This window comes from Planctobacterium sp. AWM4_229, assembly GCF_056160305.1.
This window is the reverse complement of record NZ_JBSWWX010000010.1, coordinates 116,984-138,989: the sequence shown is the minus strand read 5'-3', so window position 1 is coordinate 138,989 and position 22,006 is coordinate 116,984. Positions and strand designations below refer to the sequence as shown.

The window sequence follows — 22,006 nt, the reverse complement described above, 5'->3', positions numbered from 1 at the left end:
AGTCGGACAATGGAGGATAGTTCTTACACCGTCGTCGACATAAATGTCGACCTACAAAATTTGTTGAGCTGACCGATAAGCCGCTGCTCTGTCATAGATAATCCGTCGTGGACAATCATTCATCAGTGATTGTCCATAAAAAACCCTGATACGAGATCAGGGTTTTCGATTATTGGGGAGCTGACCGATAAGCCGGGTTCTGTCGTGGACAATCATTCATCTAGGCCTGCAATTGCTCACAGGCTCAAGCAATCTACCCGGTTCCAACGCGGGTCGCGCCATAAGGAACCCTATTTGATCTTGCTCCGGATGGAGTTTACCTCGCCACACACTGTTACCAGGTGCGCGGTGCGCTCTTACCGCACCCTTTCACCCTTACCTCATTGCTGAGGCGGTCTTCTCTCTGCTGCACTTGTCGTCGGCTTACACCGCCCAGAAGTTATCTGGCATCCTACCCTGTGGAGCCCGGACTTTCCTCCCCCTGCAAAGCAGGCGGCGATTGTCTGGTCAGCTCGGGCGAGATTCTACAGTCAAAAGCAACTTTAACCAAGTGGTATATCAAAGCCCTTGTTTTAATTAGTGTTTCGCAAAATGCTAAAACTGCACTAAACTGGTTTAAGTAAAAACTGAAAGTGACTGCGAATGAGCAAGGGACAACAGGGAGATGCCTCCCACACCCGACTACTAAAAGATATTTTAAAGCGTATTTACAGCGCTTCTCCTGTTCGTGATTCATTATTCGAAATTGCTGCGGATTTTTATGCTGAAGCCCCCGAAAATGAGAAACGCCTGGCTTTCGCTCAAGGCCAGATAGATGATGTCGACGATGCCATCGACATGACCTCCGATGAAGAAAAATTAAAAAAGCTCAACCAGAAAAAAGATACGCTGGAAATCGCCTACAAAGATATTGAACGAGAACTGGATGAAAAGCGCTATGAGCGCCTGGACAAAGTCCTCAAACTCGCCCGGGATTTAATGTCTACTTTGCAAGGCAAAAACGATGAGGAGTTTAATAGCAACGTTGCCCGGGCTTTAGGCACGCTGCAACTGCTCTCTCCCACAGAAGGCAACGATGTCGCTCGCCAGAACCAAAAAACCAAGCATTTATACAAAGCCATTCTGGCAATAAAGCTGGTCCATCATTTGGTGCAAAAAGAAAAAATCAGCGATCAATACATCAGCAGCAAATACCGAGACAACGTTGATTTTATGGCAGATAAGGAAGATAAAGAAATAGAGCAATCTCCTTATCGCAATGATGTTGAAATACCGCTTATTATCGCTTGTCTTTGCCAAGACATCGGCCAGGTACACCCTGATGCTGACCTTATTTTACGGGGCGAAGATGGTGATCAAGATGAGTTTCGGATGCTGGAGAAAGAAGACCGAAATAACCTGTTAAAAATCAACTATACCCAGTCTTTGAAATTTGTGACCCAAGGCTTGGGCATGCAAAAATATGCAGGCAACAGTAAAGAAGAAAGAGACCTTTTCGTAGAAACTGAAAAGAAAAAGCTGCTCTTTATTCGCAACCTGTTGAAAAGCGCCATTAACCCCGGCGACGGCATCGGCAACTTGCTGAAAGTACCGCAAGTGTATTGCTCAGTGGTGATGTCCACCAAAGCGAACTACGCCTATGAATCATTGCCTCGCGTTAATGCGGTAATGGAAAGAGGAGCCGAAGTGGGCGCCTACAACAAAGAAGTGTCTGAATCACTGATTGAAATCTTAGGCATATTCCCACAGGGATTTGGTGTGGTTTATATCCCTAAAGACTCCGATGGCTTTGATTTGGACAGGTACGAATATGCGGTGGTGAACTCGCTCTACCCAAAACAATTAGACGTGCCTATTTGTCGGGTTGCCACAAGAGGATTGCAGTTTAACGCCTTTGCCATCAATCACGTTATCAGCAAAACCAATAACTTGTTTTATCCGGCGACCCGCAAAAAATTGGAAAAAGTCAGCAAAACCAAACTCGTGGAAATACTCAAAGAACTAAAATCCGATTTTAAAGAAGGTGATGATACCGACCTCATTCCAAGATGCTGGCATCCTCAGGACTTTTTCTCCTTTACCCGCACCCAAAACTTGTGGAATAAAGTGAATACCTTTAAGAATTAATCCTCTTTTAGGTCGAGCGTTAATTTGTAAAGGTCGTTCTTTTTGAGTTTGTAATGCTCAGCCACCACCGCGGCCGCTTTTTTACCCGGCATTAGCGGTGTTAAATTGGACAGTAGCTTTACCGCTTCCGGTGGAATACCACTATCGTTTTGCTCAGCCGGGCCAATTAACAACACAAACTCTCCCTTCTCTCTTTGTGGCTCTTCATCCAGCCATTGCAGCGCTTGCTGCGCAGTGCCTTTAAAGAATTGCTCGAAGCTCTTGGTGAGTTCTTTCGCCACCACTAGCTGGCGCTCGGCTTGTAAGCAGCGCGAAATAGTCTCAAGCGTATCTCTGATCCGTCTTGGCGCTTCATAAAAAATGCTGGTACTACGAGTATCCTGAATTGCATTTAATGCATTTTCTTTGGCAAGTGCTTTAACCGGTAAAAAGCCGCAAAACTGAAACGCATCAGTGGGCAAGCCAGAGGCACACAATGCTGTCACTACTGCACAGGCGCCAGGAACCGGCGTCACTACCAATCCGGCCTCTCGACAAGTATTTACTAATGGATAACCAGGATCACTGATAAGCGGCGTACCAGCATCAGAGATCAAGGCGATGTCCAACCCCGCTTTTAACTGTTCCACCACCCAAGCTTTCTTTTGCACTTCATTGTGCTCATGCAATGCGATCAACCGGGTTTTAATGCCATAATGCTGCAATAAACGACCACTGTGGCGAGTATCCTCAGCAGCAATAATATCAACCGTATTTAATACCTCTATGGCACGATGAGTGATATCACTGAGATTTCCGATGGGGGTAGCGACAATAAAAAGTTGTCCGGTTTTGGCCATAACTGAGGTCTGATGTTGTAATGCAAGATGACGCATTTTAAACTATTAAGCAGAAAATGTAGCTATTTAATAAAGTGAGTGCTCAGGTTGTATAACAAAATTCTGCCTTTCAGCTTGTTGCTATTGTTAATCACCGGATGCGGGAGTACTAGTACTCCCCCGACAACCGTGAGTAAAAAGCAACCTGTGCAGGTTCCCACAGAAGTCCGCTATTCTCCAGAGGACCTGTTAACGCGAGCCGAACAGGCAGAGGATCCCACCCGAGATTTAATACAGCTAATCACATTAGTGTCTGAGAATAGCTGCCCAAAAGCATTAGAAATCGCCAAACTTGTCAATGCAAAATACAGTACCACAGCTTCTGAACCCGAGCTGCTTATGGTTAAAGCAACATGCTTACTGGAATTGCAACAATACAAAGAGGCAGAGCGCTGGCTGAAAAAGATTCCTGACAACTCCGATTACATGCAACAGAAACATCGGTTATTGATGCAGGCCTATCAACAAACTGAGCGCTTTTGGTTGGCGGCAAATTCGCTGCAAATGAGTAGCGAACCGAGCAGAGAAGTTGACTTGCAAATATGGCAGTTACTGCTCAATTTATCGGATGATGAGATTAGCCAACACCTCGCTGAAATTAGTGTATTAAATCCGGTGTTACAACTAATGCAGCTTCAACGTCAACTCAGCAGAGACTTTGTTCAGGCCAAACAAAACATACTCAACTGGCAAGCAAGGTTCGCCAGCCACAATTTTGCGCAACAATTACCAGAACCGCTACAGAGCATTATGGTGCAAACCTTGCCTCAATATAAAAACATTACTGTATTGTTGCCCTTGTCCGGACAATTAAAAGCGCAAGGCGAAGCCATCAAAGAAGGCATACTCGCTGCCAACTTTACTGAGTTTTACACAAACAGACAGCTAACATTTATCGATACGGCAAACTGGCTCAATGAACCACCTTCGAGCCTCGACTTTTCTGGTACAGAGCTCATCATCGGGCCCTTGATTAAAGCCAATATTGAACAAGTTAAACCGCTTATACCCCAAGGCATCTCAGTACTATTTTTAAATCGAGCAGATATAGATGCCGCTGAAGAACAGCACTTTTTTTACTCTCTGGCGCCGGAGGATGAAGCTGTACAGCTAGCAAGTTCCCTTGCCAATCAAGGTATCAAACATCCAATGATCATTGCCGCGGATTCCGCAACCTATCAGCGTATGAAAGATGCCTTTGTCAGTTCCTGGCAAGAGAAGCAGCAAACCCTGCCAGTTACTTTGGAGTTCTCCGACAATAACGCAGTCCGCCGAGGTGTAAACGATAAATTGGCCCTGACCGATAGCAAAGCCAGAGTTCGCCAAATCAGTAATTTGCTGAAACCTGAACTGCATAGTTTTGAGCGCAACCGTCGCGATATTGATGCCATTATTATTTTTGCCAACGCCACCCAAACGGAGCTCATCAATCCTCTCATCGAAGCCAGTACTAGTCCCTTTTCAGCGATTATTCCGGTGTATGCTACTTCGCGCAGCTTCAGCCGCAATTTGAGCGAAAATGATTTTCGAGATTTGCGTAATCTGCATTTTATTGAAATGCCATGGATGTTGGATAGCCCAGTCTACTCCGGGCTGCGTAAACGAGCTGATCAGCTTTGGCCTGGTCGACGTGACGCGCTGCAACGGTTGTTCGCAATGGGCTACGACGCTTTGAATATGGCCCCCTATTTACCACTTTTAGCCAACCTACCAAATCAGTCATGGCAGGGCCTTACCGGCCAGATAACTTTAAATGCTGCACATCAGATTAATCGTCGTACCAGCGCCGCCCAGTTTAGTGAACAGGGAATCAAAGTTATTGCCAGTGATTAGCGGAATGAAAGCCCGGCTCAATGGCATTTGGGCTGAAAAAAAAGCGCGCAATTATCTGATTAAGCAGGGATTAACCTTTGTTGCCGCAAACTATCATTGCCGTTGGGGAGAGATTGATCTTATCTTTAAAGAACAGGAGCAATGGGTATTTGTCGAAGTTAAATCTAAACTCAATAGAAACTTTGGCGATGCTGAAGCGTCGTATACCAAATCTAAACAACAAAAATTACACAAAGCGATAGTGTTTTGGCTTGCTGAAAAGCAGATGAATGCTGAACTAACCAGCTTCAGGATAGATTTACTGGCCATCAATGATAAGCAAATCAATTGGCATAAAAACGTATAATACTAATGAGTATAAACAGAGAACAACATGATCGAACAAATTAAAGCTAACTTTACAGAAAGTATTCAAACCAAGATCGCGGCGGCAGAAACACTACCAGAAGTCATTTTGACAGCCGGTGGTATTCTTGTTCAGGCTTTGATGAATGGCAATAAAATACTTTGCTGTGGTAACGGTGGCTCTGCTGGTGATGCACAACACTTCTCTTCAGAATTACTCAATCGTTACGAGCGCGACAGACCCAGTCTACCCGCAATGGCCTTAACCACGGATCCATCCACCATCACTTCTATTGCCAACGATTACAGCTATGACGAGGTGTTCTCTAAGCAAGTCAGAGCACTAGGACAAGCTGGCGATATTTTACTGGCAATCTCCACCAGCGGTAACTCCCGCAATGTGATACGCGCCATGGAAGCAGCAGTTAGCAGAGATATGAAGATCATTGCGCTTACCGGCAAGGATGGAGGCGAAATGGCAGGATTGTTAGGCGCAAATGATGTTGAAATTCGAGTGCCTTCCAATCGCACAGCCAGGATTCAGGAAGTGCACCTGCTGGTTATTCACAATTTATGTGAAGTGATCGATGACAGTTTATTTCCGGCACATCACGACGAATAAGGGGTAAGCTCAATGAAACCTATACTGCTGTTGCTTGGCGTAACATGGATGCTCTCTGGCTGCGCTGCTGTCATAGTTGGAGGGGCAGCAGTGAGTACCATTAGCGTCAATGAAGATCCGAGAACAATTGGTGCCCAGATAGACGACACCACTATAGCGTCTAAAGTCAAAAAGGCACTGTCGGAGATGCCATCTTTAAAACAAAACGCCAATATCAACGTTCATGTCTACAATGGCGCTGTGTTACTTACAGGACAAGCACAGAATGGCAACTTGAAAGCGGAAGCAGAAAGGCTCGCCAGTGCCATATCAGGAGTCGCCAGGGTGCATAATCAGGTGAGGATCAGCAATAATACTGCCATTAGCACTCAAGCCCATGACGTTTGGTTATCCAATAAGATAAGAGCGAATCTGTTAACCGAAAAAGAAGTTAACTCGCTTAAGCTGGATGTAGTAGTAGAAGATTCCGAGGTGTTTTTGATGGGGATCGTATCTGCAGCGGAAGCACGCAAAGCCGTTGAGGTGACCCGGAATATCGGGGGCGTCAGCAAAGTGTTTAATATCCTGGAAATCAACGGATAATAGTAAGCTCGGGATGCTCTCAGAGCATTCCAAGCATTCTGACGGTTAACCAGCATAATGCAGCACAATTGAGTACTAATAGTACTTCAAGCAGTCTTATCAATCCCTTGCAAAACGTCCATCTCACCCGCGCCAATAAACCTTTTGGTTGCTCACTAAATTCCAGATAGCGATACCCTGTCAACGTCAGGGACAAAGTACTACACCATGCGAACAAAAGTATTGAGGGCAATAACCATTTATCTGAATTCGACTGCGCAGCAAAAATCAGCGTACAAATAGCCACAAATGACATTCCCGACAGCAAGAAAAACAGCCATCGCAACGGCATCAGCTTTATCAGTTTCACACGTATTAGTTCCAAGATATTTTCCCGGCAATAAAAAAGGCGCGATTGCGCCTCTTTATTTAACTACTTTTAACGTGGGTCGCCCTCTGGGGGGTTTAGGCGGCTCATCATCACCGTCATGGTCACCATCACTCAGCTCTCTGATTTCCGCCTTAAGTGTATCCAGGTCATCTTCCACTTTGGGCCCCTGACTGTGCTTCTCTTCTCTTGGAAACATAGTGCCTGCGCCGTTCTCTCGAGCATAAATAGCCAGAACCGCACTTGCCGGAACAATCAAATGACGTGGAACACCAGAAAAACGAGCATCAAACTCTATGTCGATATCCCCAATCTGCAAATTACCGCAGGCTGAAGGTGACACATTTAATACAATCTGACCGTCTTTAACGTATTCGTTAGGTACGACAACACCACTGAAGGTGGCGTCCACAACTAAATGTGGAGTCAGATTGTTATCCACTATCCATTCATAGTAGGCACGGATTAGATAAGGACGATTAGATGTCATATTCACGTTAGCTGACCTTATTCACCATCACAATGGATTGTGGATCTCACGTTCCTGATCAGTCAGTGAAGCTTTGAATGATTCGCGCTCAAAAACGCGATTCATGTAGTTTTTCACTTCTCTGCTGCCATTGCCGTTTAATTCAATACCCAGTGCAGGTAAACGCCATAATAATGGAGCAAGATAACAATCTACCAAACTAAACTCTTCACTCATGAAATAAGGCTGCTCAGCAAACAAAGGTGCCAAAGCTAAAATTGACTCACGCAGTTCATTGCGCTGGGCTTCCAGATCACCTTCGCCCTTGAGCAATTTGTGTGCAATGGTATACCAGTCATTTTCAATGCGATGCATCATCAGACGACTCTGACCACGTGACACAGGGTATACCGGCATCAACGGAGGGTGAGGGAATCGTTCGTCAAGGTATTCCATAATGATATGCGCTGTGTACAACACCAACTCTCTATCAATCAAGGTCGGCACGGTACCGTATGGATTTAATTGCAGAAGGTCTTCAGGCAGATTATTTGGATCTGCGTAATTAATTTCGACTGCGACACCTTTTTCAGCGAGTACGATGCGCACCTGGTGACTGTAAATATCTAAAGTGTCCGAAAACAACGTCATAATTGAACGTTTGTTAGTGGCAACCGCCATTCAATATCCTCCAAAAAACTCAATCCAAACTCTGACAGAAGACCTGTCAGTAAAGTGAGACGCTAACTCTCAACATTAAACACAAAAAGGGGCAGCGTTGCCCCTTTTTTATTCTACACGAATTGTTGAAAAATTAATGCACTTCTCGCCAATAATCTTTCTTCAACAGGTAAACAAATATAAAGAATACCAAGATAAACATCAGCACCCATTTACCGGTAGCTTTTCGCTCCAGTTGCATTGGTTCACCTACGTATACCATGAAGTTAACCAGATCCAATACGGCTGCATCGTATTCAGATTCGCTTAACTCACCGGTGCCATCACTTTTGATGCCCACATAGCGGTCTACCATTTCACCATCAACCATGCGCTGCTCGCTGGTTTTAGACGGCGTGCCTTGCAACTCTTGCAATACGTGCGGCATACCAACTTCCGGGAATACCATGTTGTTGACTCCAAATGGACGGCTTTCATCAACATAAAAGGTTCTCAGGTATGTGTATAACCAATCGGCACCGCGTACACGTGCTACTAGCGTTAAATCTGGTGGTGGAGCCCCAAACCACTTAGCGGCTGAATCAGCAGGCATAGCAGACTTGATATAGTCAGACACCTTTTCACCAGTGAACTGCAAGTACTCTTCACCTAACTCTTCAGGAATACCTAAATCGCTAAAAGACTTCTGATAACGCTGATACTGCATCTGGTGACAACCCAGACAGTAGTTCATGAACAGTTTCGCGCCATTTTGCAGCGACGCCTTATCTGTCAAATCATAGTCAGCGTGATCTAGCGGATATTTGCTGCCCGCCGCAAAAGCAACAGACGGAACAGCAATCAGTAATGCAATAAGGGTTGTTTTAATTTGCTTTATCATTATTTGGTCACCCTTTCTGGCAGCGGCTTAGTCTTCTCGTTTTTACTGTAAATCCACAATAATACGAAGAAACCGAAATACATAATGGTGGCAATTTGAGATGCGGTAATCTTCCAGTTTTCTTGTGGGGTACCACCTAAGTAACCCAGGAAAATGAAGACAAGGGCAAATACAATCAGGTTCCACTTATGCAGACCACAGCGATATCTCCAGGAGCGTACGTTACCTCTGTCTATCCACGGCAGCAATACCAAAGCAATAATGGCAGCAAACATCATGATTACGCCAAATAGCTTATCTGGAACCGCCTTCAAAATGGCGTAGAACGGTGTGAAGTACCAAACAGGGAAAATGTGCTCAGGCGTCTTCAAAGGGTTGGCAATTTCAAAGTTAGGATGCTCCAGGAAGTAACCACCCATGTCAGGATTAAAGAACATGACATAACTAAATGCAGCTAAAAAGAAGCAGAAAGCCACCATATCTTTCAACACAATGTGCGGGAAGAATGGGATCACATCTTTGGTGTAATCGTAACGATTAGTGTAGTACTCGTGGATTTCAAAGTCGGTTTTTTCATCTTCCGCCAAAGTGCCTTTTGGCTTTTTAACGTCAATACCGTCAGGGTTATTCGAACCTACCTCGTGCAATGCAACAATGTGCAAAAACACAAGGATAACAATCACTAATGGCAAGGCAATAACGTGCAAGGCAAAGAAGCGGTTCAATGTAGCACCAGAGATGACGTAGTCACCCTGAATCCATTCAACCAAATCAGGACCCACAACGGGAATTGCACCGAACAAGGATACGATAACCTGAGCACCCCAATAGGACATTTGTCCCCAAGGCAACACGTAACCCATGAAAGCTTCAGCCATCAGAGCCAGGTAGATGAACATACCAAACAGCCAGATGAGCTCTCGCGGTTTTTGGTAGGAACCATAGATCATGCCGCGGAACATGTGCATGTAAACCACAACGAAGAACGCGGACGCTCCCGTGGAGTGCATATAACGCAGCATCCAACCGTAGTCCACTTCACGCATGATGTATTCAACGGAGGCAAACGCGCCTTCAGCGGTAGGTACAAAGTTCATGGTTAACCAGATACCAGTAACAATCTGATTCACCAGTACGATGGTGGCGAGGAAGCCGAACACGTACCAGAAGTTCATGTTCTTTGGCGCTGGGTATTGAATGGCGTGCATGTTTGCCACGCGCATCATAGGAATGCGATATTCAATCCAATCTAGCAGATTCTTAAACATATTATGCTACCTCCGCTTCAGAACCGATTAACACGCGGTTGTCGTCCAGGAACTGATAAGGCGGAACCATCAGGTTTGAAGGTGCAGGAACACTCTGGAATACGCGGCCAGCCATGTCAAACTTAGAACCGTGACAAGGACAGAAAAAGCCTTCTGGAACCCCTTCAACATACTCAGCGAAAGCACCGTCTTTCAGGTGTTGGGGAGAACAACCCAAGTGAGTACAGATCCCCACCAAAATCAAATATTCTTCTTTCAATGAACGATATCGATTTTTGGCAAATTCCGGTTGCTGCTCAACTTCTGAATTAGGATCTCGTAATTGATCCTCATGCCCAGCCAATGCATCCAAAACCTCTTGTGTGCGGCGAACTATCCACACGGGTTTTGAACGCCATTCAACTCGCATAAGTTGACCGGGTTCTAATTTGCTGATGTCTACTTCCACATCAGCACCTGCTGCTTTGGCTCTCGCGCTGGGTTGCCAAGAAGCGATAAAAGGTACGGCAGCTCCGACTGCACCAACACCACCTACCACACAGGTAGACACTGTCAGAAATCGACGCCGGCCATTATCTACGGGCGCATTGCTCATCCACTTTACTCCAGAGGTCGGATATAGTGAGTTATTGTTTTCTTGCCTGATATTTGTAAGCAAATATAAAGCTTTTCCAAGTCGGCCAAAATGATAAAAGAAAAACCACACTTAACACAAGGAATTCATGGCTAAAACAACGAATTAGGGCCGATAAAACGACATTTCATGATCTGAACAAGGCTGTTGCCAATAAACTCGACTACGGCTGCTTTAAAATTAATGAAAATCGCGTTGGCTTAATTGTAGCAATAAAAACAAAAAACCCGGCATAGAGCCGGGTTTTTGACAAATAGCGAAAAATTAACGCTTGGAGAATTGTGGACGCTTACGTGCTTTATGCAGACCCACTTTCTTACGCTCAACGCGACGAGCGTCACGAGTAACGAAGCCAGCTTTGCGCAGTGCAGGACGTAAAGTTTCGTCGAATTCCATCAATGCACGAGTAATACCGTGACGGATAGCACCCGCTTGACCACTGATACCGCCACCTTTAACAGTAACGTACAGGTCAAACTTGTCAGTCATTTCAACCAACTCAAGCGGCTGACGAACAACCATGCGAGCCGTTTCACGACCGAAGAACTCATCCAGAGGACGTTGGTTAACTACGATGTTACCAGTGCCCGCACGCAAGAAAACACGTGCAGTAGAGCTTTTACGACGTCCAGTACCATAATATTGATTTACAGCCATTATCCTATGCTCCTTAAATATCTAACACTGTAGGTTGTTGAGCTACATGATTGTGCTCAGCACCAGCGTAAACTTTCAATTTACGGAACATTGCACGACCCAGAGGACCTCTAGGCAGCATGCCTTTAACCGCTTTTTCTAAAATCATTTCTGGCTTCTTAGCCTGTAACTTAGAGAAGTTAGTCTCTTTCAGGCCACCCGGATAACCAGTGTGCGCGTAGTACATTTTGTCTTGAGCTTTGTTACCAGTTACGGTCAGCTTTTCAACGTTAACTACAACGATGTAGTCGCCAGTATCCATGTGAGGAGTATACTCTGGCTTGTGTTTACCGCGCAGACGGTGAGCAATCTCAGTTGCTAAACGTCCTAAAGTTTTGTCTGTGGCGTCTACCACGAACCACTCACGCTTAATCGTGCTTGGTGTTGCTACAAAAGTTTTCATTAATCTTTACCCAAAAAGATCGGATTCAAAAAATCTGCTATCTCAAATTGATAACAGTCGCCATAAAATTGAACAAAAAACCCCTTCGAGTCAGTTCAATTGCGACACATTCCATTGCGCCATTAACGGGCAGGGCGCGAATTATACAGATTTTATCCGTAAAAGCACGCTTAAATTTTAAGCTTTTTTGCTATCGCGGTTCGGCTTGAGCTACACGGAGGTAGTGAATGCCGATTTTGTCGGGAACAATAAATCCGCCAGTCGAACGCAGGCGGTTGAATTAAGCATCATTGTCGAACTAAAGTTCGACCTACAAAAACCAACTGTAGGTTCGAGTTTAGCTACACGGATGTAATGTATGCCGATTTTGTCGGGAACAATAAATCGGCGAGTCGGACAACTGAGGTCTGTTCTTCCATCGTTGTCGACATCGTCTTTTTTTGCTCCCTGCAAAAAGACATTCACGCCTTCCATGGCGCTCAATGTCGAGCTACAACTCAAGGTAGATGTTGTGTCGCCAGATAATCATGAGATTGCATTTCTTTCAAGCGGCTGATGCAGCGTTTAAACTCAAAGGATAGCTGCCCATCGGTGTAGAGCTCATCAATAGCCACTTCCGCAGAGATAATAAGTTTGACATTGCGCTCATAAAACTCATCAACCATGGCAATAAAGCGCCTGGCGATATCATCAACTTGCTGGCTCATCTGCGTCACATTGGCCAGTAAAACCGAATGATAACAACGACTGATTTCCATGTAATCGGTTTGGCTTCGAGGGCCACCACACAGAACGTCAAACTCAAACATCACCACACCATCAGCATTGCGAATGGCCTCCACCTGTCGTCCGGCAATATTCAGCGCCGTTTCGTATTCACAAGATTCAGGCGCTAACTGACCGAAATAACGATGCAGGTTTTCTTCAGCAGCCTTGTCCAATGGGAAATGATAGATTTCTGCCTGCTCCAGAGTGCGCAAACGATAGTCAACTCCGCTATCGACATTCACGATTCGGGTATTCTGTTCAATCAAATCTATTGCTGGTAAAAAGCGAGCTCGCTGTAATCCATTGCGATACAGACCTTGCGGCTCAATATTTGAGGTGGCCACTAATACAATGCCTTGAGCGAATAACTCTTCCATCAGAGTCCCCAAGATCATGGCATCGGTAATATCCGAGACAAAAAACTCATCGAAACAAATAATGTCTGTCTCATCGGCAAATTGTTTGGCCACGATTTTTAGCGGATCGGATTTTCCCGCCAGTAACTTCAACTCACTGTGCACTCGATGCATAAAGCGGTGAAAGTGTACTCGCATCTTGCGGTTACCGGGTAAGCAATCATAAAAAGTATCCACCAGATAGGTTTTGCCTCGCCCTACTCCCCCCCAGAAGTAGATACCCTGTGTCGTGGGCTTTTTCATGCCCTTACCAAACACCGATTGGATTTTGACTCGCCAGGTTTTCTTTTGTTGCGGGTGGGTGAGTTCATCGTAAAGACGTTGCAGTTCTTTAACAGCATTCTCCTGAGCGGGATCAAAATGAAAATCATCAGATTTAAGATCGAGTTGATACTTTTCCCAGGGAGTCATTTGCAACATATCAGAACGTTCCTACGCGTTTAGGTGACATTAATGGAGGCCGATTATATGCGCTTACAAATAAAAAATGCACACTAACGCGCAATTAATATGCACTTAGCAGAAGTCCGGCTTGTTGAAACACCCTTGCAGTCGCATAATTGCCTGAGACTCTTTAAAACTGTGTTATGCTCAAAGGAGCATTTAGCGAGGTATTTGTATGGACTGGTTAATCGGAATTTTACTGTTAGTTGCGGGTATTGGTATCGGTGTGTTTATCGGGAAAAGCCTGTTTGAAACCAAGCGCCCTAACGCTAGCGAAGAAGCAAAAGAAAAATCAGAGAAGCAACTCATGGCTGAGCAGGCTAACCTGCACATTAGCGAAACTCAAAATTCAATCAATAAAATTCAAGAGCAATGCGCATTGCTGGCAGAACAGCTCAATCACTATCAAGTGGTTGTGGATGAAACCACCGCTGATAAAGATGTAAATCAACTGGAATACTTCCATCAACAAGCCACTTTGCACTTGAAAACCCAGAAGAAAGAACCCAAAAAAGTACGGAAAACGGATTATCAGCCTTTAGACTATTCCGAAGGACAATCTGGTTTATTCGCGGGTGACGCTAAAAAACATTCTGAAACATCTTAGAGCAAGGGGTTTTTGAACTTAGGCGCATCACCACAGTCTTTATGAGAGTTAATTCATTGGAGAAAAATAAACTATGACGAAGCGCATCTGGTCCAGCTGGACTCGCATCATAAGCCTAAGTTTAATGGTAGCTATAACCTCTACCAGCCATGCTGCACTGCCCTTTTTCGGAGACGAAGAAGTTCCCACGCTTGCACCAATGCTGGAAAAGACAACACCGGCCGTGGTAAGCATTTCAGTGGAAGGCACGCAAAAAATCCGTCAGCGTGTACCGGATTTGTTCCGTTATTTTTACGGACCAAACTCGCCCAGAGAGCAGGTGCAGGAAAAACCCTTCACCGGCCTTGGCAGCGGCGTCATTATCGATGCTGAAAAAGGCTATATCGTAACCAACGCCCACGTTGTTGATAACGCAGATGAAATCACCGTACTCTTGAGCGACGGCCGAGAATTAGAAGCCAAAAAACTTGGCGAAGACAAAGATACCGATATTGCTCTGTTGCAAGTTAAAGCAGACAACATTGTCGATGTTAAACTAGCCGACTCAGACGACCTGCGTGTCGGTGATTTTGTTGTTGCTATCGGCAATCCATTCGGCATTGGACAAACCGTAACATCAGGTATCGTCAGTGCTTTAAGTCGCTCTTCAGCGTTGGGGATCAACGCACTTGAGAACTACATCCAAACGGATGCAGCTATCAACCGCGGTAACTCAGGTGGTGCTCTGGTAAACTTAAAAGGTGAACTGGTAGGTATCAATACCGCCATTGTGGCACCCACTGGCGGCAATGTCGGCATCGGTTTTGCTATCCCCAGTAACATGATGAAAAACCTGGTAGACCAGTTAATTCAGTTTGGCGAGGTTCGTCGTGGCTTGCTAGGCATAACTGGCGGCAATGTGGATTCAGGCCTTGCCGAAGCAATGGAATTAAGCGTTAGCAAAGGCGCCTACGTAAGCCAGGTATCACCCGACTCAGCAGCCGATAAAGGCGGTCTGAAAGCCGGTGACGTGATTGTTTCCTTGAACGGTCGTGCAGTTTCCAGCTTCAGTGAATTGCGCGCTAAAATCGCGACTCTGGGTGCCGGTGCTGAAGTGGAAATTGGTATTATCCGCGAAGGCGAAGAAAAAACAGTTTCTGTAGTGCTGGATGATTCTAATGAATCCAATGTTGAAGCACAGGATATTCACCCAGCCTTCCAAGGGGCGACTTTTGCCGATGGCGAAACTGAAAGTGGTGAAGCCGGTGTCGAAGTGACTGAATTGGCTGCGGGTTCTTATGCAGACCGTTTAGGCCTTGAGCAAGGTGACGTCATCATCGGGATAAACCGCAATCGCATTAACAATGTGGCGGAGCTGCGTCGTTACCTGACAGACTTTGACCGCGGAGTACTGGCATTAAATGTCCGCCGCGGTGGCTCATCACTTTATGTTGTGATCCGCTAATAGACTCTAACCGAGGGGTACATGTTGCCCCTCGAGTGCCATCATTATTGATTCATCCTGAATCAATGCTATTCTTAGCCCCGCTAAATTTGCGGGGATTATCTTGAAAAACTCACTTTTGTTTATTATCAAATCTACCCTTTTGGGTATAGTTGTCTCTGTTATATTGCTGGCGCTGATCCCTCAGTTGCGCAATGGCAATCAACTGCAAGTTAGAAATATCTTCCCCGGCGACATGCCGCAAAAAGTGAGTTTTGCAGAGGCCATAAACCGCTCGGCACCTGCAGTAGTTAATATCTATAGTCAAAAGACCATTCGTCGCTCTGCTATGTTCAGAAACAATGAGGTAGAACGCACGTCGTTGGGCTCTGGCGTTATTATGAGCGAAAACGGCTATATCCTTACCTGTTTGCATGTTATTGCCGGCGCAGACACCATAGAAGTGATTGTAGCGGAGCAGAGCAAAGTTCATGAAGCTCAAGTTATTGGCTTTGACCCGTTAACCGATTTAGCGGTTTTGAAGATCAACGCTAATAACCTACCGGTGATCCCGCAAATAGAAGAAGGGGAAGAGAACAAAACTCAGGTGGGTGATTTAGTGCTCGCCATCGGTAATCCCTATAATTTAGGCCAAACCATCACCCAAGGCATTATCAGTGCTACCGGCCGCTCAGAAGTAAGCCAACTGGGCATTGCTACCCATCGCAACTTTATTCAGATGGACGCAACACTCAACGAAGGCAACTCGGGAGGCGCGCTTGTAGATAGCAATGGTTTCCTGGTCGGTATTAACAACGCCAATTACAAAATCCTTGAAGGTGGCCAGCCCAAAGACGTGCCCGGTGTATTTTTCGCAGTCCCTTATCAAATGGCCAAAAAAGTCATGCGAGATATCATCAGTAAAGGTCGAGTGATCAGAGGCTACGCTGGCTTGCAAGGTGTTGATCACGAACTTGCAGGTGTCATTATCACTGCGGTGGAGAATCGCAGCCCGGCATCCAGAGCCGGCATACAAGTGAGTGATGTACTGATGAGTGTCGGTGGTACGGAAATCAATAGTGCTGTTGAAGTCCAATCTATTGTATCTAATACCCTGCCAGGTACGACACTGGAATTTGAAATCAAACGCAAAGGTGAAACGATTATTGTGCCCGTAGAAGTGGGCGACTTTGATACCGTTTTACGCAACGGCTAATACGCGTTAGTAAAAAGTAGAAACCCGGATCAACTAATCCGGGTGATATCAGCACCTAAAGCACGAAGCTTCTTCTCGATTTTTTCATAACCGCGGTCCAGATGGTAAATGCGATCCACCACTGTCTCGCCGGTTTCAGCGGTCAAACCGGCAATGATCAGGCTGGCGGAAGCCCGCAAATCGGTGGCCATAACCGGCGCACCATTCAGTTTTGAGTTGCCTTTAGTAATGGCACTGTGGCCTTGCAGTTCGATATCGGCGCCCATGCGCTGTAACTCCGGAACGTGCATAAAACGATTTTCAAAAATCGTTTCAGTGACGGTACCGGTACCATTCGCCACTGCATTCAAGGCAACAAATTGCGCTTGCATATCTGTCGGAAAGCCAGGGTGCGGTGCAGTACTGATTTGTATGCCCTGTGGCTGTTTTCCTTGCATATCCAGAGAGATCCAATCCTCTCCAGTTTCAATGATAGCGCCCGCTTTGCTGAGCTTTCTGAGCACCACTTCCAGACTCTCTGGTGAGGCATTTTTACACAACACGCTGCCCCGTGTCGCAGCAGCAGCAACCAAAAAAGTACCTGTTTCAATGCGGTCGGGTAACACCCGGTGCTGGCATCCATCAAGTTCAGGCTGTCCGATAATGGAGATGGTGGCCGAACCTGCGCCTTTAATTTTGGCCCCCATGGCCTCAAGGCACAAAGCCAGATCGTAAATTTCCGGCTCTCGTGCCGCGTTTTCAATTATGGTTTCACCGTCGGCGAGTGCCGCTGCCATCATTAAGTTTTCGGTGGCACCAACACTAACCTTGTCCATCACAATATGAGCGCCTTTTAAACGGCCATCCACTGTCGCTCGAATGTATCCATTCGCCACCTCAATGTCAGCACCCATTTGCTCAAGGCCATCCAGATGGAGGTTGACAGGTCTGGCACCAATGGCACAGCCACCAGGCAAAGAGACATTCGCTTCACCAAATCGAGCCAATAATGGGCCCAATACAAGGATAGATGCGCGCATGGTCTTTACCAAATCGTACGATGCGGTTTGGCTGTTGACTGCTCCTGGATTGATATGGACGTTGCCATCTTCTGCCCGAAATGCTTCTGCACCCAATTGCTGTAACAGTGCCAGGCTGGTGTTGACATCCCGCAGATAGGGCACATTAGTAAAGGTACAACGTTTTGAAGTTAGCAAGCTTGCCAGCAAAATTGGCAATGCCGCATTTTTAGCACCGGAGATGGTCACCGAACCAGATAGAGGCATTCCGCCTCTGATTAATAGTTTATCCATGGAAAAGCCAGTTTAAGATGTGAATTTCAGCAGGCGCAGATTAGCCTAAATCAGGAAACATGAGTTTTTTGTCTTTTTGCCACTGTGCTTCAGTGAAAGTTTTAATAGTAAGCGCATGCAGCGCACCGCTGGAGATGTGCTCTTGAAGCGGTCCATAAATCATTTTTTGTTTTTTGATGCGGGAAACACCATCAAAACAATCACCCACTGCGATCACCTGAAAATGTGAACCATCGCCATCAGCTTTAACAAAGCTAAGAGGTAAATTATCGTTCAAAATCGCTTCTATTTGTTGCGGATCCATAGTTAACCTTGTGTCGATTATTTAATTTCCAGCAGTGTATCAGCATCGCTGAGTTTACTCAGCTTTTTTAACGATTCAGGCACGTGTTCGAGTGTTAACTGGATACGTTTTTGATTAAGCGTCGCTTTTAGATTGACCAGCCACGCAAGCCCAGCAGTATCATTGCTGGTAGCGTGGCTCAAATCCACAACCACGTGCTTGTCGAGGCCGGGTAAGATTGACTTTAACTGCTTATCAATCACGGGAACCGATTCAATGGTTAGATTACCCTCAGGCATCAAACGCCCGTTGTCGTACGTCAGAGTGACTTGTTTGATTTGTTTAAGCATGGTTTTTATGCGTCATTTTTGACGGAAATTTTCTGAGCGTTTTTTTCCTGCATGATGGCAATGACTTTATCAATGCCTTCCTGGCGCAGAACGGATTCAAATTCGCTGCGCTTACTGGACAACACGCTGATACCCTCTGCTACCATATCATAGGCTTTCCACTCTTTGGTCTTGCTGCTTCTTCTCACTTTAAACGCGATTTTAATATCAGGTCTGTCGTCATCTTTGATGACCGCTCTGACCGTTACCGCTTTTTTACCGGAGAAGTCTTTCTCAGGCTCAAACAAAACATCCTGATCTTCGTATTGCGCCAGCGCAACCGCGTAAGTGGCAATCAGGTACTTTCTGAACTCTTCAAAAAACACCGGAATTTGCTCTCTGGGAACCGACTTAAAGTATTTACCCAATACCTTAGCGCCAGCAAATTTGTAATCCACATAAGGTAGCAGCTCTTCTTCTACGATAACCTTAAGCATTTCAGGATCTTGCTTTATTTGAGCTTGTTCGTTTTTGATTCGCTCAAAGGTGATACTGGCAACATCTTGCAAGATTTTATAGGGGTTTTCCTGCGCCATGGCAGCCCCTGATAACACTGAAAAAAGCAAGAGCCATACGAGCTTTTTAAACCACATTAACCTTTCCTCTACTGTCTCAAATCGTAATTTTTTTAAACTATACCCAAACTACCTCAAGATGCCTGCTTCAGAGCTATCACAGCGCTTTCAATACAAGGCGCACTTGAGAAGGAATGTCGGCTACCTTTCAAACAAGTGCAACACAGTAATGGAAGCGCTGTGAAGCTCCCGAAGGGCGGGGCCTAAAAGCATTTATGCGGCGTTAAATTGTATCGACGTGAGAACAACCATGCCATCTCCAATTTACCTTGCCTAAATCCTTTTATTCTCCCGCTGAAGTCGAGTATCTTGAGGTAGTTTGGGTATATTATTCGTCGTTTCTGCTGAACAGGAACTGACCAATCAAATCTTCCAGCACCAAGGCTGACTTGGTATCTTCTATAAAATCACCTGGTTCCAGTGTCTCAATGCCATCGAAAGAGAAGCCGGGTTGGAAACCCACATATTGCTCACCCAACAATCCAGAAGTCAGGATGGACACTGAACTGGTATCAGGAAAACCCGCGTATTCCTGACTAATGACCAACTTCACTACAGGAGTGAAGTCGTCTTTATCCAGAGATATATCTTCCACTCGACCAATGATCACACCACCCACTTTTACCGCTGAACGCACCTTCAAACCACCAATGTTGTCGAACTTGGCATAGAGCTCGTAAGTATCCCCGGAGCCTTGCATGCCTTGATCCGCCACTTTCAGTGCCAACATTAAAAATGCGGCCACCGCCAAAGAAACAAACAGGCCAACCCCAATTTCCATTTTGCGAGAATTCATTTTCAAACTCCTAATTAGTTCCAAACATAACGGCGGTTAATACAAAATCTAGTCCCAGCACAGCAAGAGAAGAATGCACCACCGTTTGCGTTGTGGCTTTACTTATCCCTTCTGACGTGGGTATCGAGTCATAGCCGTTAAAAACAGCTATCCAGGTAACGACAACGGCGAATACAATACTTTTGATCACACCGTTCATAATATCTTCGTTCAAATCCACAGCAGATTGCATAATGGACCAATAACTACCGGCATCAACACCTAACCAATCGACCCCCACCAGGTGCCCACCTAAAATGCCAATGGCACTGAAAATAATAGCCAGCATGGGCATGGTCAGAATGCCCGCCCAAAGCCTGGGGGCAATCACCTGGCGCAGCGGATCCACCGCCATCATTTCCAGGCTGCTAAGTTGCTCAGTGGCCTTCATCAAGCCAATCTCAGCCGTTAATGCCGATCCCGCCCGACCAGCAAATAACAATGCTGTAACCACTGGGCCAAGCTCACGCAATAATGACAGCGCCACCATAGGACCTAAGCTTTCCTCAGCACCGTAATTTACCAGAACCGTGTAGCCCTGGAGTCCCATCACCATGCCAATAAACAAGCCAGACACTAAGATGATCAATAACGACTGAACACCTACCACGTACATTTGTTTGATAGTCAGCGGCACCGATTTCATAGGATTGGGGCGCGCCACAATGGCTCCCCAAAACATCACCGAAGCTCTGCCTATTTTTTCTATTGCGCTTATTGCATTGCGCCCTTTCCTTGCCAAGAACTCCATATTAACTCCCTAACAAAGCTTCACGTATATCCGTAGCAGGATAATGGAATGGAACCGGGCCATCGGCCTCCCCCTGCAAAAACTGCTGTACCAAATCTGAATCAGAACTCTTGATTTGCTCTGGAGTTCCTTCGCCAATAACCTGCTTTTCAGCAATAATGTAGATGTAATCGGCAATAGTCAGTACCTCAGTGACATCATGGGTGACCACAATACTGGTAAGATTCAACGCATCATTAAGATCTTTGATGAGTTTTACCAATACCCCCATAGAAATCGGGTCCTGCCCAGCAAACGGCTCATCGTACATGATCAACCTTGGGTCCAGTGCAATAGCCCGAGCAAGCGCCGCTCGGCGGGCCATCCCCCCGGACAACTCGCTGGGGTACAGCTTTTCCGCACCTCGCAGTCCCACAGCCTGAAGCTTGAGTAACACCAAGGTACGGATAATATCTTCACTTAAATGGGTATGCTCTCTGAGTGGAAACGCGACATTGTCGAATACCGACATCTCAGTAAACAAAGCGCCGCTCTGAAACAACATACTCATATCACGGCGGCATGCGTAAAGCTGAGCGCGATTCATACCGGGAATGGATTTGCCATCAAACAGTACATCGCCACTATCGGGTTTAAGCTGACCACCAATAAGTCTCAACATGGTAGTCTTACCGATACCGCTGGGTCCCATAATCGCTGTTGTTTTACCCTCTGGGATGGACATACTGATATCCTGGTATATCGTGCGATCACCGCGTTTAAAGGTTAGATTTTTAACTTCTACCAGATTTTTCATCGTGTGCATTCCAGAGCGCAAAAGTTGCTAGCCGTTCCATCTTTCTTTGAAAACTGTATATATACAACATGCCTTGACCATAAACTGTCAGTATTTACCGGATCTTTAAGTTCAGATTACAGCTGTGTAATATTATACGTGATTGTTCTGCTAATTTTAGCCGAAGCCCCGATATAGGACTATTTTATCGACTTTCAAGCATGCAAAACAAAATCAAAAAGTTACAAGATATATACTATTACTTCGAAAGATCCCTGGATGTAACCAGATGTATCCCAAAGATACTTGTGTATTCGAATGTATCGAACACAATCTTCGTAACTTGCAGAGAACAAACATCGTTTATTTACAGAAACTTAGTTCAACAAATCAATGCAAATAGTTTAAACTTGTGAAGTCGTACCCATAATAGAGCCATTCACTTGT

Annotated in this window: 24 protein-coding genes and 1 other RNA gene; 8 read left to right on the top strand and 17 right to left on the bottom strand. The window is 45.6% G+C overall.

Annotated elements, in window-relative coordinates:
* Positions 1–172: 172 nt before the first annotated feature.
* An RNA gene (rnpB, locus tag ACXAGP_RS19985) (RNase P RNA component class A) lies at positions 173–515 on the bottom strand.
* Positions 516–642: 127 nt separating this feature from the next.
* Between rnpB and ACXAGP_RS19980 the strand changes: the two genes are divergently transcribed.
* Positions 643–2,127 carry a hypothetical protein gene (locus tag ACXAGP_RS19980; RefSeq protein WP_475263424.1) on the top strand — a complete coding sequence of 495 codons (1,485 nt, stop codon included), beginning with the start codon at positions 643–645 and terminating at the stop codon, positions 2,125–2,127.
* On the opposite strand, the gene rsmI is transcribed toward ACXAGP_RS19980, so the two are convergent.
* Positions 2,124–2,966, bottom strand: coding sequence for a 16S rRNA (cytidine(1402)-2'-O)-methyltransferase (rsmI, locus tag ACXAGP_RS19975; RefSeq protein WP_475263434.1), 843 nt, complete (start codon positions 2,964–2,966; stop codon positions 2,124–2,126). The genes ACXAGP_RS19980 and rsmI overlap by 4 nt on opposite strands.
* Positions 2,967–3,134: 168 nt before the next feature.
* Here rsmI and ACXAGP_RS19970 point away from each other — a divergent pair, with 168 nt between their 5' ends.
* The 4 genes from ACXAGP_RS19970 to ACXAGP_RS19955 are packed head-to-tail and all read left to right on the top strand — an operon-like array spanning position 3,135 to position 6,387.
* The gene (locus tag ACXAGP_RS19970; RefSeq protein WP_475263423.1) at positions 3,135–4,838 is read left to right on the top strand and encodes a penicillin-binding protein activator; all 1,704 of its coding nucleotides are present in this window, start codon (positions 3,135–3,137) and stop codon (positions 4,836–4,838) included.
* Complete coding sequence (locus ACXAGP_RS19965; protein WP_475263432.1) at positions 4,831–5,184, top strand: YraN family protein; 354 nt, start codon at positions 4,831–4,833, stop codon at positions 5,182–5,184. Before ACXAGP_RS19970 ends, ACXAGP_RS19965 begins: the two co-directional genes overlap by 8 nt.
* A gap of 27 nt (positions 5,185–5,211) precedes the next feature.
* A complete protein-coding gene (locus tag ACXAGP_RS19960; protein WP_338291188.1) occupies positions 5,212–5,805 on the top strand; it encodes a phosphoheptose isomerase in 594 nt (197 codons plus the stop codon).
* 12 nt (positions 5,806–5,817) lie between these two features.
* Complete coding sequence (locus ACXAGP_RS19955; RefSeq protein WP_475263422.1) at positions 5,818–6,387, top strand: BON domain-containing protein; 570 nt, start codon at positions 5,818–5,820, stop codon at positions 6,385–6,387.
* Positions 6,388–6,791: 404 nt separating this feature from the next.
* On the opposite strand, the gene ACXAGP_RS19950 is transcribed toward ACXAGP_RS19955, so the two are convergent.
* From ACXAGP_RS19950 to zapE, 8 genes are all read right to left on the bottom strand, one after another.
* Positions 6,792–7,244 (bottom strand): ClpXP protease specificity-enhancing factor, encoded by a 453-nt coding sequence (locus ACXAGP_RS19950; RefSeq protein WP_475263431.1) that lies wholly within the window; start codon positions 7,242–7,244, stop codon positions 6,792–6,794.
* Positions 7,245–7,271: 27 nt separating this feature from the next.
* A complete protein-coding gene (gene sspA / locus ACXAGP_RS19945) occupies positions 7,272–7,904 on the bottom strand; it encodes a stringent starvation protein SspA (protein ID WP_475263421.1) in 633 nt (210 codons plus the stop codon).
* A gap of 133 nt (positions 7,905–8,037) precedes the next feature.
* Positions 8,038–8,784: a cytochrome c1 gene (locus tag ACXAGP_RS19940; protein ID WP_475263420.1), complete on the bottom strand. Its 747-nt coding sequence runs from the start codon at positions 8,782–8,784 to the stop codon at positions 8,038–8,040.
* Positions 8,784–10,052 (bottom strand): cytochrome b, encoded by a 1,269-nt coding sequence (locus ACXAGP_RS19935; RefSeq protein ID WP_475263419.1) that lies wholly within the window; start codon positions 10,050–10,052, stop codon positions 8,784–8,786. The genes ACXAGP_RS19940 and ACXAGP_RS19935 overlap by 1 nt, the downstream gene beginning before the upstream one ends.
* 1 nt (position 10,053) lies before the next feature.
* Positions 10,054–10,647 (bottom strand): ubiquinol-cytochrome c reductase iron-sulfur subunit, encoded by a 594-nt coding sequence (gene petA / locus ACXAGP_RS19930; RefSeq protein ID WP_475263418.1) that lies wholly within the window; start codon positions 10,645–10,647, stop codon positions 10,054–10,056.
* Positions 10,648–10,950: 303 nt separating this feature from the next.
* Positions 10,951–11,343 (bottom strand): 30S ribosomal protein S9, encoded by a 393-nt coding sequence (rpsI, locus tag ACXAGP_RS19925; protein ID WP_338291181.1) that lies wholly within the window; start codon positions 11,341–11,343, stop codon positions 10,951–10,953.
* A 13-nt stretch (positions 11,344–11,356) separates the two neighbouring features.
* Positions 11,357–11,785, bottom strand: coding sequence for a 50S ribosomal protein L13 (gene rplM, locus ACXAGP_RS19920; RefSeq protein ID WP_338291180.1), 429 nt, complete (start codon positions 11,783–11,785; stop codon positions 11,357–11,359).
* A 497-nt stretch (positions 11,786–12,282) separates the two neighbouring features.
* The gene (gene zapE / locus ACXAGP_RS19915) at positions 12,283–13,380 is read right to left on the bottom strand and encodes a cell division protein ZapE (protein ID WP_475263430.1); all 1,098 of its coding nucleotides are present in this window, start codon (positions 13,378–13,380) and stop codon (positions 12,283–12,285) included.
* A gap of 208 nt (positions 13,381–13,588) precedes the next feature.
* Between zapE and ACXAGP_RS19910 the strand changes: the two genes are divergently transcribed.
* The 3 genes from ACXAGP_RS19910 (at position 13,589) to ACXAGP_RS19900 (ending at position 16,659) form a co-directional block, all read left to right on the top strand.
* On the top strand, positions 13,589–14,020 hold the full coding sequence (locus ACXAGP_RS19910; protein WP_475263416.1) for a ZapG family protein: 432 nt from the start codon (positions 13,589–13,591) through the stop codon (positions 14,018–14,020).
* Positions 14,021–14,093: 73 nt separating this feature from the next.
* Positions 14,094–15,464, top strand: coding sequence for a Do family serine endopeptidase (locus ACXAGP_RS19905; protein WP_475263415.1), 1,371 nt, complete (start codon positions 14,094–14,096; stop codon positions 15,462–15,464).
* A 103-nt stretch (positions 15,465–15,567) separates the two neighbouring features.
* Positions 15,568–16,659 carry a trypsin-like peptidase domain-containing protein gene (locus tag ACXAGP_RS19900; RefSeq protein WP_475263414.1) on the top strand — a complete coding sequence of 364 codons (1,092 nt, stop codon included), beginning with the start codon at positions 15,568–15,570 and terminating at the stop codon, positions 16,657–16,659.
* Between the two features lie 29 nt (positions 16,660–16,688).
* Here ACXAGP_RS19900 and murA read toward each other — a convergent pair whose 3' ends face one another.
* From murA to ACXAGP_RS19865, 7 genes are all read right to left on the bottom strand, one after another.
* Positions 16,689–17,951: a UDP-N-acetylglucosamine 1-carboxyvinyltransferase gene (murA, locus tag ACXAGP_RS19895; RefSeq protein WP_475263413.1), complete on the bottom strand. Its 1,263-nt coding sequence runs from the start codon at positions 17,949–17,951 to the stop codon at positions 16,689–16,691.
* A 40-nt stretch (positions 17,952–17,991) separates the two neighbouring features.
* On the bottom strand, positions 17,992–18,255 hold the full coding sequence (locus ACXAGP_RS19890) for a BolA family protein (protein ID WP_338291175.1): 264 nt from the start codon (positions 18,253–18,255) through the stop codon (positions 17,992–17,994).
* A gap of 17 nt (positions 18,256–18,272) precedes the next feature.
* Complete coding sequence (locus ACXAGP_RS19885) at positions 18,273–18,584, bottom strand: STAS domain-containing protein (RefSeq protein ID WP_475263411.1); 312 nt, start codon at positions 18,582–18,584, stop codon at positions 18,273–18,275.
* 5 nt (positions 18,585–18,589) lie between these two features.
* Positions 18,590–19,216: a phospholipid-binding protein MlaC gene (gene mlaC, locus ACXAGP_RS19880; protein WP_475263410.1), complete on the bottom strand. Its 627-nt coding sequence runs from the start codon at positions 19,214–19,216 to the stop codon at positions 18,590–18,592.
* Positions 19,217–19,526: 310 nt separating this feature from the next.
* Positions 19,527–19,994, bottom strand: a complete 468-nt coding sequence (gene mlaD / locus ACXAGP_RS19875) for an outer membrane lipid asymmetry maintenance protein MlaD (protein ID WP_475263408.1) — start codon at positions 19,992–19,994, stop codon at positions 19,527–19,529.
* A 10-nt stretch (positions 19,995–20,004) separates the two neighbouring features.
* Positions 20,005–20,784 (bottom strand): lipid asymmetry maintenance ABC transporter permease subunit MlaE, encoded by a 780-nt coding sequence (gene mlaE / locus ACXAGP_RS19870; RefSeq protein WP_475263406.1) that lies wholly within the window; start codon positions 20,782–20,784, stop codon positions 20,005–20,007.
* 1 nt (position 20,785) lies between these two features.
* Positions 20,786–21,580 (bottom strand): ATP-binding cassette domain-containing protein, encoded by a 795-nt coding sequence (locus ACXAGP_RS19865; RefSeq protein WP_475263404.1) that lies wholly within the window; start codon positions 21,578–21,580, stop codon positions 20,786–20,788.
* Positions 21,581–22,006 lie beyond the last annotated feature (426 nt).